Here is a 13,863-nt window from a genome sequence, read left to right as displayed (position 1 = left end):
CGTGCCCTCAACAGGCCGGAACGCCCCCATGGTCAGCACGGTGCCGCGCCCTTTGGTCCAGTGGCTTTGGCCCTTCATCGGCGGCTTTTCCGCCGCGAACTGGCAACACGTCCAGGTGCTGGTCGCCGGGGCCGTGCTGTGTCCCGGCCGGCGCACCGTCACGGGTGCGCTGCGCGTCATGGGCCTGGAGCAGGCCAGCGGCTTCGCCGTCGATCACCGCGTGCTGAGCACCGCCCGCTGGTCGGCTCGGCTCGTCGCGCGCGTGCTGCGGCACCTTCTCGTCAACGCCTTCGTCCCGCACGGGCCGGTGGTCATCGCCCTCGACGACACCATCGAGCGCCGCTGGGGCAAACGGATCGCGATGCGGGGCATCGATCGCGACCCGGTGCGTTCCAGCCACGGCCAGTTCGTCACGGTCAGCGGCCTGCGCTGGCTGTGCGTCATGCGGCTCGCCCCCGTGCCCTGGGCCGGCGCTGTCTGGGCTCTGCCCTTCCTCAGCGTGCTGGCGCCCTCCGAACGCGCCGCGCAGAGCCAGGGCCGGCGGCACAAGCCGCTGACCGACCAGGCGCGGCAGGCGTTGTTGCAGACCGCGCGCTGGCTGCCCGACCGGACCGTAATCGCGGTGGCCGACCGCCGCTTTTCGGCCATTGAGCTGTTGCGCGCCGTCGCCGCACACCTCACCGTGATCACCCGCTTGCGCCTGGATGCCGGGCTGTACGAGCCGGCCCCGGCGCGCACCGCGCGGACCATGGGGCGACCGCGGGTGAAGGGAGCGCGGCTGCCCACGCTGAACGAGCGGCTGGCCGATCCGGCGACCGCGTGGCAGCGGGTGACGCTGCGCGGCTGGTACGGCCAGAGCGAGCGGCGACTGGACCTCGCCTCGGGCACGGCGCTCTGGCACCACCCCGGCCGTCCGGTGGCGATCCGCTGGGTGCTGGTGCGTGACGGCGGAGGCGAGAAACCGCCGCAGGCGTTTCTCAGCACCGATCCCGCCGCCGACCCGGTGGCGATCCTCGGCTGGTTCGTCCAAAGGTGGCGCGTCGAGGTGACGCTGTCCGAAGTCCGCCGCCACCTCGGCGTCGAGACGCAGCGGCAATGGTCCGACCGGGCGATCCTGCGCACCACGCCGGTGCTGCTCGGCCTGTTCTCGCTCGTCACGCTGTGGGCGGACCGCCTCGCCGCCGACCGCGGGCTCCGGCCGGATAGCGTCCGCTGGTATCGCAAGGCCGAGCCCACCGTCCGTGATGCGCTCGCCCTGGTTCGCCGCGAGATGTGGACGGCGCCGACTTTCGCAACGTCACGGCAGAACCCCGACAACGCCGAAATCCAGGCCAAGCTTCTGGACCGCCTCATCCTCGTCGCCTGCCGACCGCCCTAAACGTGCAAAGACCAGCTGAGAAGGCACTTTGAAAGTGTATTTCGCGAGCCTTGTGAGGCGAAACCGTCGCGCCCCTGGGGGAGGAAGGTGAACCGCGCCGGTTTGATCGGCGGGCGGCGTGTTGCAGCGAGGCGAGCCGTGCAAGAGACGCCCCAGCTCCGTTGGTGATCAAGCGACGCGGACGGAGTTCGGGCGTCCGAGATCGAGCATGCGGTTGAGGACCATGACGCCAATGGCGACTTCGGTGGCCTGCGCTTGATCGGAATGGAAGCGCAGCGCCTCGCCGAGGACGCCCTTCCAGCGCGCCACTTGGCTCTCCACGCCAGCCCTCTTGTTGTAGCCGCTGGCCCGTTGCCAAGCCATCCGTCCGGTCTCGGCGATCATCTGGATGAGGACATCGCGACATTTGTTCGCTCGGCTTTGCGCATCGTGGGACATCCGTCCGTTCTGGGACGGTGGTCATCAGGCCAAGCGGAGTGCGGGATTGACGTGGCTCATGGAGCGTAGCAGACGGATTCGATGAGGCGGCGCAGGAGCGGAGGGGCGGTTTTCGTCATCTCGGTGGTTTCGGACGAGATGGCGAAAACCTGTTCGAACCACAGGTGCCGGCGCAGGCGGGCCAACGCATCGGCGAAGGTCGGCGCCGGCTTGGGGTACCACAGGGCGCGCCGCGGCGACAGCGCCAGCCGGTCGGCATGTTGGTGCACGTACAACGTGATCAGCGAATACAGCCCGAACAGCAGCGGCGTCGTGCGGAAAATCGCCGGATCGGTCCACTGGCGCTGCGTCGCGATCCCGATGTGGGCGCGACTTTCTTCGTAAGTGGTTTCCAACAGCCTTCAGTGCAGGAATGGCCGGCTTGCGCCGACCGGAGACGCGCTGCCTCCTTATCGGCGTTGAGGGACGAGCCACCGGAGCGCAGAGTGCACTGGGGCTCGGACGGAGCCTTCGGGCGCAAAGCACGCGCGGTGGCGCAAGGCTTGCCCGAGAAGCCGCTCCCTCCAGGAAGCGGAGTCGTCACTCCAGCACCGTGCGCGGGGGCACCGTTGGGTCGGTGCACAGGAAGGCCTCCGGCTCGCGCCGGCCGTCGGGATAGCGGACCAGCACCCACAGGATCGGCACGACCGGCTTACCCGCATGATACCACAGCGCCGTGCCGCTGGCGTACTCGATCCAGCCACCGGTGCGCCACTGGGTGCGGCTGGCCTGGACGGCGCGCCGCCAGACCGTCTCCGGGTCGCTCAGCCGAGCGCGCAGGCTCGGCTGCCGGGCTCCCTTGACCGCCGGGCGGCCATAGTGTTGCTCGGCCGGCGGGGGATCGAACAGGGCGGCATCCAAGCGCAAGCGCGTGACGACAATGATGGATGGGCTCAGCGCGTCGAGCAAATCCAGAGCGGCGAACCCGCCGTCCATAACGGCGACCACCAGCCGCTCCGGCAGCCAGCGGTGCAGGCGCCGCAGGACGGCGCGTGCCCAGTCGTTGACCGACCGGTAATGTCGTCCGTGCTCCTGGCACCAGGAGCGGCTGGGGGTCAGCGCGGTGAGCACCGGCAGGCCCCAGATGCGGCCGGCGAACGGCACCTCGACCAGCAGCATGGCGGTCAGCCAGCGCAGGCCGTGGCTGGTGACCCGTCTCTTCTTGGACGACCGCACCGCGTCGTAATACTGGCTGGCCGGGCGGATGCACGGGCCGCGCCGGCGCTCCAGAGTGTGATCGACGCCGATGACGACCGGTCCGTCCGGAACGAAGGCGCCGACCAGGGCGTGCAGCAGCGTGCGGGCCAGCACCAACCCCGACCAGGCGTTGCGGTTGAGCACGCGGTGAAACGTCGCGAACCCCGGCTCATCGGCCAGACCGAGGGCGCGCAGCGCATTGGCGACCGTGCGCGGGCCGACCGCCAGCACGGCGCCGACGGCGAGTGCCGCCACCGTGGCGCGGGTGCGTCCGGAGAAGGCCTCCAGGTACGGCCAGAGCCACGCGACGAAGCTTTTGGGGAGGACAATGGGGCGTACCATGGTACACCTCTGGCGGCGCCGGATGTTTGACCACCCAACAGACTTGCGCACGCGTGATCGCGATGCCCACGACCGACCCCGTCCTGGAGCGGATTGCCGCCTATCCCTGGCCGCGCGGCGGTCTCACCGTCCGCCGGATCAACCGCGGCTACTCACTGTTCAGCGCCCGCACCGGCGCGCCAGTTGCCCGCTTGCGGCCACTGGGCGAGACCAACCGCGTCGAAGTTCTGTGGTGGCGGCGCGAGGCCTGGGGACCGGCTGGACCCTTCGGGGCGGTGTTCGACCTTGAGGACGCTCTCGCCTTCATCGCCGATGAACCGGCCTTCTGGATCCGGGCATGAGGGAAGGAATGCCGTCCCAGATCGCGCAAAGCCGAGCGAACAAATGTCGCGATGCCCTCTGGATTCCGTGCTCAGCGACACCGCCGAAACCGCGCCCACGCAACGTGACCGCCACATCCAGACCATCGTCGAGAAGGGCCGGTTAGCCTGGCCGCGGAGCAGCGGGTACAACAAAAGGGCCGCCGTGGAGAGCCAAAGGGCGCGCTGGAAAGGCCTCATCGGTCAGGCGCTGGGCGCCCACACCGATGTGGCGCAGGCTACCGAGGTTGCCATCGCCGTCGAGGTTCTGAACCGCATGCTCGACCTGGGACGCCCGAACGCCGTCCGCGTCGCCTGATCAGCAACGGCAATGCTGCGACCTCCTGCCCGTCTCGCCTCCCTGCAACACGTCGGCATAGCTGATCACCTCTGCAGGGAACCGAAAGCCGGCATACATCGGATCGGGATGCGTCGTCATGCCCGCCCTATAACGTCACCCTGGCGCTCCGGCCAGCCCAAACTTGACGGTTCCCCACGGAATCGCCCGTCGGCTAGCGCTCGCAGTCGCGGTGAGATCGCGAACGGCCGCATTGCGGTTAAGAACAACGCTAAAGCTATGTTATTATGATCGGTTTAACCTCGCATCCGCTTTTTACCCACCATACATATAGACAATAAGGTGAAAGCACCGTAGCTTTCCGTCCAAAGCTGACTGAACGCAGCCGAAAGAGCGTTTTTGTTCTGTTAATAACGGGAGGTCCTGACGATGCTCAGCCCATCGACCAGCGCCGGTCGGGTGATTGCTGAAGGGATGGCGACATGACACCCTTGTCCACCTCCCGGCTCCGTACGACGCCCGTTCAGGCCCAGCCCGCTTCGGACGGGACGGCAATCGCACCCGTCCTGGCGTCGACCAGGGTGGTCGACCTCGACTTGGTCGACCCGACGACCACCGGCGCCGTTCCTGCGCAACGCCCCGCAGTGCCACGTTGGCTGCAACGGCTTGCCGGCCCCGTTCTCCTGGTCCTGCTGTGGCAGGTCTTATCGATAACAGGCCTTTTCGATCCGCGCACCACACCGGCTCCCGTGACCGTGCTGAACACAGCCGCCGGTGTTCTCGGGTCAGGCGAGTTGCAGGCGCATCTGCAAGCGTCGCTGGCACGGGTCCTGCTAGGACTGGCGATCGGCACCGCGCTGGGGACCGTCTGCGCCCTGGCCGCCGGCCTCTCACGCTGGGGCGAGAACCTGATCGACGCCAACATGGAGGTGCTGCACGCGGTGCCGAAGTTCGCGTTCCTGCCCGTGCTCATCGCCTGGTTCGGAATCGGCGAGGAGCCCAAGGTGGCGCTGATCGCGCTCGCCGTCTGGATCTCCATCTACATCAACACCTACAGCGCCATCCGGAACGTCGATGCGTCGCTGGTCGAGGCCGCCCGGACCTTCGGCGTGGGACGGCGCGAGCTGATCACCTCGATCATCCTTCCTGGGGCGTTGCCGGGCTTTCTGGTGGGGCTGCGCCTGGCGCTGACCTCGGCGTGGCTCGCCCTGATCTTCGCGGAAACCGTCAACGCGCCGGCGGGATTGGGCCGGATGATGAGCGATGCCCGGGAGTATTTCCGCATCGACGTCATCTTCGTTCTTCTGGGCGTCTATGCCGGGCTTGGGCTTCTGTCGCTGGCCCTGGTGCGCTTCCTGGAAGCCCGGCTCCTCGGCTGGCGGAGGGCGTTCGATGCGGCATGAGCCGGCACAGTCACCCCATGTGTTGCGCGGCCTTGCCGTGGAGGCGCGAAACGTCACCAAAGCCTACGGCGATCGCGTCGTCCTCAACGACTTCTCCCTCGACATGCGGCCCAGCGAGTTCGTCGCCCTGCTTGGGCGCAGCGGGTCGGGGAAAAGCACCTTCCTGCGGGTGCTCGGGGCGCTGGACGGCGACGTGGAGGGCCGTGTCTGGGTGCCGCGCCGGCGCGCCATCGTCTTCCAGGAACCGCGCCTGATGCCGTGGTTGTCGGTGCTGCGCAACGTCACCCTCGGCTTGCCGCAAACTCGCGCGGTCAAGGATCATGGCCTCACCACCCTGGCGGAAGTCGGGCTGGAGAGCCGCGCCGACGCATGGCCGCGGACCCTGTCCGGGGGCGAGGCCCAGCGGGTCGCGCTCGCCCGCGCCATGGTGCGCGATCCGCATCTGCTGCTGCTCGACGAGCCGTTCGGCGCGCTGGACGCGCTGACCCGCATCCGCATGCATGGGCTGTTACGGGCGCTTTATCAGCGGCATCGGCCGGCGGTGCTGCTCGTCACCCATGACGTGGACGAGGCCATCCTGCTGGCCGACCGCATCCTCGTCCTGACCGACGGACGGATCTCGCTGAACGCGCCCGTCGATCTCGCCGCGCCGCGCGGCCTCTCCGATCCCCGGTTCGGCGCCCTGCGCCGCCGCCTGCTGACGGAACTGGGCGTCGACGCGGCCTGACCGGAATTCCGCGGTTTGCCGGATCATCCCAATCAAGGACATTGCCGTGATCAAGCGTTCCTCGCCTGCTCTCCCCCTGCCCCGGCGTGCCCTGGCCGGCCTTGCCGGTGCGGCCTTGCTGACGTTGTGCGGCTCCGCCATGCCGGCGCTCGCCCAATCGGGCGACGCCGCAAGCCGCCTCGCCGCCGCCGTTCCCGCCGGCACGAGCCTCGTCGTCGCCGAACAGAACGACCAGGCCTCCATCGCCTGGAAGCGGTCCGGCGCCTCGGAGGGGGCCCCCTACCGCATCACCTTCGCCAACTTCAACGGCGGTCCGGCGGTTCTGGAAGCCGTGATCGCCGGGGGCGCCGACATCGGCTATGTCGGCGAGGCGCCCTTGCCCATTGCCCTGGGCTCCGGTGTCGACAGCGTCGTCGCTGTCGCGCTCTTCGCCAACCCGGGTAGCCCCGGCAACTACTTCCTGGTCGCGCAGCCCAACAGCGGGATCACGAAAGTCGAAGACCTGCGCGGGCGGACCGTGGCCTATCCGCCGGGAACCGGGCGCCACATGGCCCTGTCCGGCATTCTGCACCAGCACGGCCTCGACCTCGGCACGTCGGTGAAGGGGGTGCAGCTGGCCGGCACCGAGGTCGCGCCGACCTTTTCCTCCCGCGGGGTCGACGCGGCCATCGTGCTGGGCCAGCAGCTCTTTCGACTGGGCAAGCCGCCGGTGTTGGCCGACGGGCGCGGCCACAACTGGGGCCTGAACGCCCTGGTGGTCCGCAAGAGCCTGCTGGACGATCCGGGCAAGTCCGCCGCCGTGGCCGACTACCTGCGCCGGGCGGTCGCCCTCTACAACTGGCAGGGCGCCAAGCCGGACGACTGGATCAAGGCAAGCTACGTCGAGAAGCAGGGTCTGAGCGTCGAGCAGGGCAAGTTCCTGTACGAGTCGGAAGGCCAGGGCGCCTTCTACCCGATCGACCAGCGGGCGGTCGCGGTCTTCCAGGAGATCGCCGACGGGCTGCGCGTGACCGGTGCCCTCAAGCGTGACGTCGCCGTCGCGCCCTACCTGACCGACCGCTTCAACGAGGTCGTCATCGCGCAGAACAAGGCCGACGGCGTGACGCCGCGTCCCCTGGTCCAGCCGACCCCCGCCCCCGCGTCCCAGTGACCGGCCCCCACCCCGCCCGTCCAACTCCGGCACAGCCCGTGCCCGGCAAACGAGGAATGACATGACCGCTACCATTGTGACCGCCGCGTCCCGGCATCGTGCGTCCACCGACACCCATCCGCAGCACATCGGCGTGCATCCGCTGACCGGCCACATCGGCGCCGAGATCGACGGGGTCGATCTGCGCCAGCCGCTCCAACCCGCCGTGGTTGCCGAGATTAAGGCGGCGCTGCTGACGTGGAAGGTCGTCTTCTTCCGCGACCAGCCGCTGAGCCATGAGCAGCACGTGGCGTTCGCTAGCGCCTTCGGCGCGCCGACCATAGGCCACGCCGTCTACGGCTTCGTCGACGGGCACCCGCAGGTCTATTCGGTGGCCCGCGACCGCTTCGACGACCGGCACAAAGGAGAGCTGCTGATCCGTCCATGGACCGGTTGGCACTCGGACGTAACGGCGGCGGTGAACCCGCCGGCGGCCTCGATCCTGCGCGGCGTCGACATTCCTCCCTACGGCGGCGACACGCAGTGGACCAATCTGGTCGAGGCCTACAATGGCCTGTCGGACACCTTGCGCGGCTTCGTCGACACCCTGCGCGGCGTTCATTACTTCACGCCGCCGGAGGGCCAGGACGCGACCGAGAATTTCGTCAAGCGGAACGCCGACCGGCCGCTGGTCAGCGAGCACCCGCTGGTGCGCGTCATTCCGGAAAACGGTGAGCGGGCGCTGTTCGTCAGCCCGTCCTTCCTGAAGCGGATCACCGGCCTGAAGCCGCGTGAGAGCCAGCAGCTCCTGGAACTGCTGTTCGAGCATGTGACCCGGCCGGAATACACGGTGCGCTTCCGCTGGCAGCCGGGCAGCATCGCCTTCTGGGACAACCGCACGACGGCTCACCTGGCGCCGCGTGACATCTTCAGCCTGGATTTTGACCGGCAACTCTACCGCATTACCCTGCGCGGCGATGTTCCGGTGGGCGTCGATGGCCGCCCTTCCACCGCCATCACGGGCGCCCCCATCGACGCGTATGCTCCCCCATAAGGTGTCATTTCGGGCGTGCCTGATCCGCCGGCACGCCCGACCCACCAACACTCCCACTCCCGATGTCACCGCATGAGTGCCGCGCGCCCACCGGGCCGAGGCAGTTCGCGGTTGCTCGACCACATTGCAGGGCTTGTCGACCAGCGCGGCAACCCACCGTCGGCGCCGGTGGGGGCAACGAGCGAGCAACCGGGATGGCATTGTCACAGGAAGGGTAGCGGTCCACCGGTCATGACGGTATTGTCCTTGAATGTCGCCGCTCTCGTATGCCCGCCACCAGTTTCCGCCCACCGTCATCCAGCACGCGATCTGGCTGTATCTGCGGTTCACGCTGAGTTACCGGGATGTCGAGGAGCTGCTGGCCGAACGCGGCGTTAACGTGTCCTACGAGACCGTCCGCCGCTGGGTCGTGAAGTTCGGGCCGGCGATCGCCGGTAATCTGCGGCGCCAGCGGCCGAGGCCCAGCCCGCGCTGGCATCTGGACGAGATGGTCGTAAAAATCGGCGGCCGGCTGATGTCCCTGTGGCGGGCGGTCGATGATGAGGGGGAGGTGTTGGAGGTGCTTGTCCAGCGCCGACGGGGCAAAGCTGCGGCCCTCAAGCTGATGCGCAAGCTGCTCAAGAAGCACGGCTTCGCGCCCACCCAGGTCACCACCGATAAGCTTCGGTCCTATGGGGCCGCCTTCCGGGAGATCGGTTTGACGGACCGCCATGAGCAAGGCCGGCGGCAGAACAACCGGGCCGAGGTCTCGCACCAGCCGATCCGGCGACGCGAAAGGAAGATGCAGCGCTTCAAATCACCTGGCTCCGCCCAGCGCTTCGTCTCCCTGCATTCCGCCACCTACAACACTTTCAACCTTCAGCGCCATCTGATCTCTCGTCGCACCCTGCGCACCTTCCGGGCGCAGGCGATGGCCGAGTGGCACGCCGCCACCGCCACGGCGTGAGCCAGCCGGGGACTTCGGGCGATCTGCGCGTCAGTTCAGTTCGTGTGACAATGCCCGCGCGGCTTGTTCGTATTCTGCGGCGCGGCGTCTGCGGGACTGGCGCTGTATGTCGTGGTGCGCATGGTGATGAACCGTCGGCCGCGCGCCGCGCCTTTGTCGCCTTGCTGCCCAACAGCCCGGCCAGCGGCACCTTGACCCCCCAGGCGGCGCGGTACGACGAGCACCAGGGAACGCGGCCGACGGCGCGCGATCTGCCCGCTTACCCACCTCATCGCGCGTCGGACACGAACGCAGAACACGGCCCCGCAACGTTCCAACGCCAAGCACGGTCAAGCGAAGAGTCCTGATCCGCAAAGCCGGCGCCGCCGGAATTCGGGACCGAGACCGCCGAGCCAAAGGACACGCGCAGGAATAACCAAGGCGTCCGGAGGGCTGATCGCGGGAGGAGTTTCCGGACCAGCCGGCCCCCTTCTGTTTAGGGCCTGTTAGCGCTTGATGTCTGTGCCCATCTTTTCGGGATGGCAGTTGAGTACGGACACGAGGTTCTGAAGGACGCGGACTGGGAGGTTCTGCATCCCCTGATCGAAGTATGCCGCCCGCGCGGCAAGACACCTCCCCAGCATCTACGTCGCACGGTTATGGCGATCCTCTGGCGGCATACGAACGGAGCGAAGTGGCGCGCCATTCCGCCCGACTTGGGGCCGTGGTGGATGGCGGCGCTGTGTTTCAGCGAGCAAGATTGACCCCTCTCCGGGGGTAGGCAGCTTCGAACTTTGACCCCGCCCCCTCCGTCTGGCATGGCGCCCGCAGCGAACAGATTGCGGGGCCGGATCGAGGATGCTCGTCGTGGAAACCATCGGAAAAGTCCGCACGGACTACTTCGTCAAAAAGAAGGCCATCAAGGAGATCGCCCGCGACCGGAAACTGTCCCGCAACACGATCCGCAAGATCATCCGCAGTGGGGCCACCGAGTTCCGGTACACCCCACGCAAGCACCAGCCGATGCCGCAGTTGGAGAGCCACAAGGACCGGCTGGAGACTTTGCTGAAGCAGGACGCCGAGGGGCACCGTCAACTTGATGGTGGTTTGTCAAGCGGGAGCGGAGTGATGGTGCAGACGCCGAGGTGCTGCCCGATCACGCGGCCAAGCGGGCGCCGGCAACGTCCGCCCAGTCCTGAAAGGCTTGGACCCGGGCGGCTCGGTATTCGGAGGCTGTAAGGTGATCGCGGTGGAGGTGGAGGAGGTTGTTGATGGGATCGTGAATCGACAAGAAGCGTTGGACCTGGCGCGGTGATTTGAAGCGTTTCATTTGCCGCTCCCGCCGTCGCGTGGGTTGGTGTGAGTTCTCAGCGCGGTTGTTGAGGCCTTTGTGCTGGCGGTGCTCGCAGCGCAGCTTCAGGTCCTTCTTGGCCGCGGCATAAGATTTCAGCTTGTCCGTGATCAGCACCCGCGGTGCCCGGCCCTGCTTCTTGAGCAGCTTGCGCAGCAAGCGCTTGGCCGCCCGCTTGTCGCGCCGGCTTTGCACGAGCACGTCGAGAACGAAGCCGTCCTGATCAACCGCGCGCCAGAGATAATGCTTCTTGCCCGCGATGCTGAGGACGACTTCATCCAAGTGCCACTTGTCGCCGCGGGCAAGACGTCGTTGTCGGATCCGGGTGGCGATTGCGCGTCCGAACTTCAGACCCCACTGGCGCACGGTTTCATGGCTCACTGTGATGCCGCGCAGCGCCAGCATCTCCTCGACCATGCGTAGGCTCAAAGGAGGGACTATCCGGAATTTCGTGCTCGGCGGGGGTATAGTGAGACGGAAGGAGCCCCCTTATGGCACGACGCAAAGACCCTGTTATCCCTGACGCGATCCTTGACCAGCTGCTGGCGGGAGCTGATGCCAAGACGGCGTTTGAGCAGAACGGCTTGCTCGATCAGCTGAAGAAAGCACTGACGGAGCGGGCGCTGAAGGCGGAGCTGGATCATCATCTGGCCAGCGATGAGAGCGACAACCGCCGCAATGGCTATGGCCGCAAGACGGTGCTGACCGATGGGGGAAAGCTTGATCTGGCCATTCCCCGCGACCGGACAGGGACGTTCGATCCAGCGCTGATCGGCAAGTACCAGCGGCGTTTCCCCGGCTTCGACGAGAAGATCATCTCGATGTACGCGCGGGGCATGTCGACGCGGGAGATCACCGGGCACCTGCGGGAGCTCTATGGCATCGAGGTCTCGGCCGACCTGATCTCCACGGTGACGGACGCGGTGATCGAAGAGGTGACGACCTGGCAGAACCGGCCCCTAGTGGGTCACTTGACCTGCTGATCGCCATTGCTGGAGGACGGTCGGGCGCGGCCGGGGCAATGGCCGGCGGGTGCAAGCGCCGGAACCGCCCAGAGCATGCTGGCGTTGGCGACGACGGTGGCGGCGATCGGACCGTCGCCCGCCCCAAACGAAGGGCGTCGGTGCTGCGTTCCAGCCCTGCGCGGCGGCTTCGAGCGCGGCGATGATCGCGTCCGGTGTCGTCGGGTGTTGCCCGGCCAGCCCCCGTCGCTTGAGAATGCGCTGCACGCTCTCGGTCATGTTCAGCCAGGAACCACCCAGCGGCGTGTACAGCGGCATGATGCCGTGATCGAACAGCCAGCACACGAAGCTTGGCGTCTTGTGGCCGGTCAGATTGTCCATGACCAGGAGCAGGCGCAGGGGCGGCAACGCGGCACTCAGGGTGATGGGCTGCGACAGCCCCTCTTGCCACCGCTCCCAGCAGGCCCGGTTTGCCGCAACGCTGACCGGCTCCGGTGGGGCGGGCCGTGCCGCCAGGATGGCGCACAATTCCGCTTTCAGCCATCCGTGCAGGACCGGATTGCGGCAGGAGGTGACGCCCTGAACACGCACCGCTCCGCTGGCCGGATGGAACAGCGTCAGCAGCTTGGCCGTGCCATTGCGCACGTGCTCGTGCGGGTAGCGCGCCGGGTGCCCGGCCGGGCCCCAGTGCTGCCCGGGATGGGGGATCGTCTGGAAGGGGCCGGCTTCGTCCTCGCCCCACACCGCCAGACCGAGCCGCTCGCCCTGAGTGTAGGCGGTCTCGATCAGCTTTTTTTGGGTTCCGCGTCGGGGTCGGTCACCTCGACCGTGCCGGCCTTGCGTTTGCGCAGGACCCGGCCGGTGGCGCACCAGCTGCGGTCGCGTTGCCAGCTCAGCCCCGCATCGTGCAGCACCCGCCAGATCGTGAAGGTGCTCACGTGCGGCAAGCCGTCCGGGGCGCGCCGCAGCGCCCGCTGCAACGTGGTGAGCGACCACGTGGCCGTACCGTCCAGCACCCGATTGGGTGGCCGCTTGGCTTCGCTCAGGATGCGCGCCTGCTCGGGCCGGGTGTAGACGGGAGGGGGCCCGCCCGCGTGCCGCGGCTCCACGGCCGCCAGCCCCTCGCGATTGAAGCGGCTGACCAGGTGGGCCACGGCATCACCGGAGCAGCGCCCGGCTCCGCGCGCCGCCGCGGTGTACGACTGGCCGGCGGCGACGGCGAGCACCGCCTTGGCCCGGGCGACATGGGCCGCGGGCTCGGAATGGGACCGGCTGATCCGCGTCAGCCAATGCTGCTCTTCGGCCGTGAGCGGACGCAGCGGATCAATCTGACGGCGGGACATGAGAGCCTCCCAACACGACTTCATGATCAACAGCCCGCGATCCAGCATGTGACGGGGCAGCGGCCGCCAGGAATGGCTATGCCCGCGGCAAATGACCCACTAGAAGCAATCTACCCGCTGGTGTTCCTGGATGCCATCCGGGTCAAGATCCGGGACGAAGGCCTGGTCCGCAACAAGGCCATCCATGTGGCCATCGGCGTACGGGCCGACGGCGCCAAGGAGGTGCTGGGCCTGTGGATCGAGCAGAACGAAGGCGCCAAGTTCTGGCTGCGCGTCCTGAACGAGCTGAAGAACCGCGGCGTGGAGGACATCCTGCTGGCCGTGGTCGACGGCCTGAAGGGGTTTCCCGAGGCGATCGCGGCGGCCTATCCCGAGACGATCGTACAAACCTGCATCGTTCATCTATTGCGCCACAGCATGGAATTTGCGTCTTGGAAGGACCGCAGGGCCATCGCAGCCGCCTTAAAGACGGTCTACGACGCTGTCGACGACAAAGCCGCCGAGGCCGCCCTGACCGCTTTCGAGGACGGACCCTGGGGTGAAAAATACGCAGCCATCGGCAAGGCGTGGCGCCGGGCCTGGCAGGAGGTCATTCCCTTCTTCGCCTTCCCGCGCGAGGTTCGGCGTATTCTATACACGACGGATGAGATTGACAAGTTCCGATGTGACTTGATCTGCCGACAGCGTTTTTCACCCGTGACCGTGGTACAGGCCCTCGCAAGCATCGGCTCGCTCCCCGGCATTCGGGACATGAATGCCCCTCTGCGCGGCGCGGTGCCGCGGTCAAGCCCCGCAGCCGCGCAGCGGTGCGCCTTCGGCGCAGGGCTTGACGGCAAGCCGTGCCGCGCGACCCTTTCTTCGTCCCGAAGGCGGGCTGATCTTGCACTCAGTTCGCCGGTGGCATCGGTGGCGGTCCGC

The 13,863-nt window shown here is 67.6% G+C and carries 13 protein-coding genes and 4 pseudogenes; 11 read left to right on the top strand and 6 right to left on the bottom strand.

Features of this window, described 5'->3' with window-relative positions; genetic code table 11:
* Nucleotides 1–28: 28 nt before the first annotated feature.
* On the top strand, nucleotides 29–1,378 hold the full coding sequence (locus M2351_RS25810; RefSeq protein ID WP_264658915.1) for an IS701 family transposase: 1,350 nt from the start codon (nucleotides 29–31) through the stop codon (nucleotides 1,376–1,378).
* A 168-nt stretch (nucleotides 1,379–1,546) separates the two neighbouring features.
* Here M2351_RS25810 and M2351_RS25805 read toward each other — a convergent pair whose 3' ends face one another.
* From M2351_RS25805 to M2351_RS25795, 3 genes are all read right to left on the bottom strand, one after another.
* Nucleotides 1,547–1,816, bottom strand: coding sequence for a hypothetical protein (locus M2351_RS25805; protein ID WP_264658914.1), 270 nt, complete (start codon nucleotides 1,814–1,816; stop codon nucleotides 1,547–1,549).
* Between the two features lie 56 nt (nucleotides 1,817–1,872).
* Nucleotides 1,873–2,211, bottom strand: a complete 339-nt coding sequence (locus M2351_RS25800) for a hypothetical protein (RefSeq protein WP_264658913.1) — start codon at nucleotides 2,209–2,211, stop codon at nucleotides 1,873–1,875.
* Between the two features lie 184 nt (nucleotides 2,212–2,395).
* Entirely contained in the window at nucleotides 2,396–3,394 is a 999-nt protein-coding gene (locus tag M2351_RS25795) for an IS701 family transposase (RefSeq protein WP_264658912.1), read from the bottom strand.
* Between the two features lie 62 nt (nucleotides 3,395–3,456).
* Here M2351_RS25795 and M2351_RS25790 point away from each other — a divergent pair, with 62 nt between their 5' ends.
* The 8 genes and pseudogenes from M2351_RS25790 to M2351_RS25755 all read left to right on the top strand — a co-directional run.
* On the top strand, nucleotides 3,457–3,735 hold the full coding sequence (locus M2351_RS25790) for a hypothetical protein (protein WP_264658911.1): 279 nt from the start codon (nucleotides 3,457–3,459) through the stop codon (nucleotides 3,733–3,735).
* Between the two features lie 43 nt (nucleotides 3,736–3,778).
* Nucleotides 3,779–4,072, top strand: coding sequence for a hypothetical protein (locus M2351_RS25785; protein ID WP_264658910.1), 294 nt, complete (start codon nucleotides 3,779–3,781; stop codon nucleotides 4,070–4,072).
* A 461-nt stretch (nucleotides 4,073–4,533) separates the two neighbouring features.
* A complete protein-coding gene (locus M2351_RS25780) occupies nucleotides 4,534–5,454 on the top strand; it encodes an ABC transporter permease (protein WP_264658909.1) in 921 nt (306 codons plus the stop codon).
* A complete protein-coding gene (locus M2351_RS25775; protein ID WP_264658908.1) occupies nucleotides 5,444–6,181 on the top strand; it encodes an ABC transporter ATP-binding protein in 738 nt (245 codons plus the stop codon). The genes M2351_RS25780 and M2351_RS25775 overlap by 11 nt, the downstream gene beginning before the upstream one ends.
* Nucleotides 6,182–6,227: 46 nt before the next feature.
* Complete coding sequence (locus tag M2351_RS25770) at nucleotides 6,228–7,331, top strand: ABC transporter substrate-binding protein (protein ID WP_264658907.1); 1,104 nt, start codon at nucleotides 6,228–6,230, stop codon at nucleotides 7,329–7,331.
* A gap of 61 nt (nucleotides 7,332–7,392) precedes the next feature.
* A complete protein-coding gene (locus M2351_RS25765) occupies nucleotides 7,393–8,364 on the top strand; it encodes a TauD/TfdA dioxygenase family protein (protein ID WP_264658906.1) in 972 nt (323 codons plus the stop codon).
* 250 nt (nucleotides 8,365–8,614) lie between these two features.
* Nucleotides 8,615–9,310 (top strand): IS6 family transposase, encoded by a 696-nt coding sequence (locus M2351_RS25760; RefSeq protein WP_264658905.1) that lies wholly within the window; start codon nucleotides 8,615–8,617, stop codon nucleotides 9,308–9,310.
* Nucleotides 9,311–9,828: 518 nt separating this feature from the next.
* Nucleotides 9,829–10,038: pseudogene (locus M2351_RS25755) on the top strand (transposase); the annotation flags it as partial.
* A 428-nt stretch (nucleotides 10,039–10,466) separates the two neighbouring features.
* On the opposite strand, the pseudogene M2351_RS25750 reads toward M2351_RS25755, so the two are convergent.
* Nucleotides 10,467–11,072 (bottom strand): annotated as a pseudogene (locus tag M2351_RS25750) (IS6 family transposase); the annotation flags it as partial.
* 59 nt (nucleotides 11,073–11,131) lie between these two features.
* Between M2351_RS25750 and M2351_RS25745 the strand changes: the two are divergent.
* A pseudogene (locus M2351_RS25745) lies at nucleotides 11,132–11,602 on the top strand (transposase); the annotation flags it as partial.
* Here M2351_RS25745 and M2351_RS25740 read toward each other — a convergent pair.
* On the bottom strand, nucleotides 11,600–12,193 hold the full coding sequence (locus tag M2351_RS25740) for a transposase (protein WP_406567445.1): 594 nt from the start codon (nucleotides 12,191–12,193) through the stop codon (nucleotides 11,600–11,602). The pseudogene M2351_RS25745 and the gene M2351_RS25740 overlap by 3 nt on opposite strands.
* Before the next feature lie 194 nt (nucleotides 12,194–12,387).
* Complete coding sequence (locus M2351_RS25735; protein WP_264658903.1) at nucleotides 12,388–12,945, bottom strand: helix-turn-helix domain-containing protein; 558 nt, start codon at nucleotides 12,943–12,945, stop codon at nucleotides 12,388–12,390.
* A gap of 96 nt (nucleotides 12,946–13,041) precedes the next feature.
* Between M2351_RS25735 and M2351_RS25730 the strand changes: the two are divergent.
* Nucleotides 13,042–13,617 (top strand): annotated as a pseudogene (locus tag M2351_RS25730) (IS256 family transposase); the annotation flags it as partial.
* Between the last annotated feature and the right edge of the window lie 246 nt (nucleotides 13,618–13,863).

Source organism: Azospirillum canadense (assembly GCF_025961225.1).
Taxonomy (GTDB): Bacteria; Pseudomonadota; Alphaproteobacteria; order Azospirillales; family Azospirillaceae; genus Azospirillum; species Azospirillum canadense.
This window is presented reverse-complemented; position numbering and strand designations above follow the sequence as displayed.

What these genes read in the sequence shown, in the direction of transcription:
- M2351_RS25810 (WP_264658915.1), top strand. Translation starts at nt 29, where the DNA reads ATGGTCAGCACGGTGCCGCGCCCTTTGGTCCAGTGGCTTTGGCCCTTC.
- M2351_RS25805 (WP_264658914.1), bottom strand. Translation starts at nt 1,816, where the DNA reads ATGTCCCACGATGCGCAAAGCCGAGCGAACAAATGTCGCGATGTCCTC.
- M2351_RS25795 (WP_264658912.1), bottom strand. Translation starts at nt 3,394, where the DNA reads ATGGTACGCCCCATTGTCCTCCCCAAAAGCTTCGTCGCGTGGCTCTGG.
- M2351_RS25790 (WP_264658911.1), top strand. Translation starts at nt 3,457, where the DNA reads ATGCCCACGACCGACCCCGTCCTGGAGCGGATTGCCGCCTATCCCTGG.
- M2351_RS25785 (WP_264658910.1), top strand. Translation starts at nt 3,779, where the DNA reads ATGTCGCGATGCCCTCTGGATTCCGTGCTCAGCGACACCGCCGAAACC.
- M2351_RS25780 (WP_264658909.1), top strand. Translation starts at nt 4,534, where the DNA reads ATGACACCCTTGTCCACCTCCCGGCTCCGTACGACGCCCGTTCAGGCC.
- M2351_RS25775 (WP_264658908.1), top strand. Translation starts at nt 5,444, where the DNA reads ATGCGGCATGAGCCGGCACAGTCACCCCATGTGTTGCGCGGCCTTGCC.
- M2351_RS25765 (WP_264658906.1), top strand. Translation starts at nt 7,393, where the DNA reads ATGACCGCTACCATTGTGACCGCCGCGTCCCGGCATCGTGCGTCCACC.
- M2351_RS25760 (WP_264658905.1), top strand. Translation starts at nt 8,615, where the DNA reads ATGTCGCCGCTCTCGTATGCCCGCCACCAGTTTCCGCCCACCGTCATC.
- M2351_RS25735 (WP_264658903.1), bottom strand. Translation starts at nt 12,945, where the DNA reads ATGTCCCGCCGTCAGATTGATCCGCTGCGTCCGCTCACGGCCGAAGAG.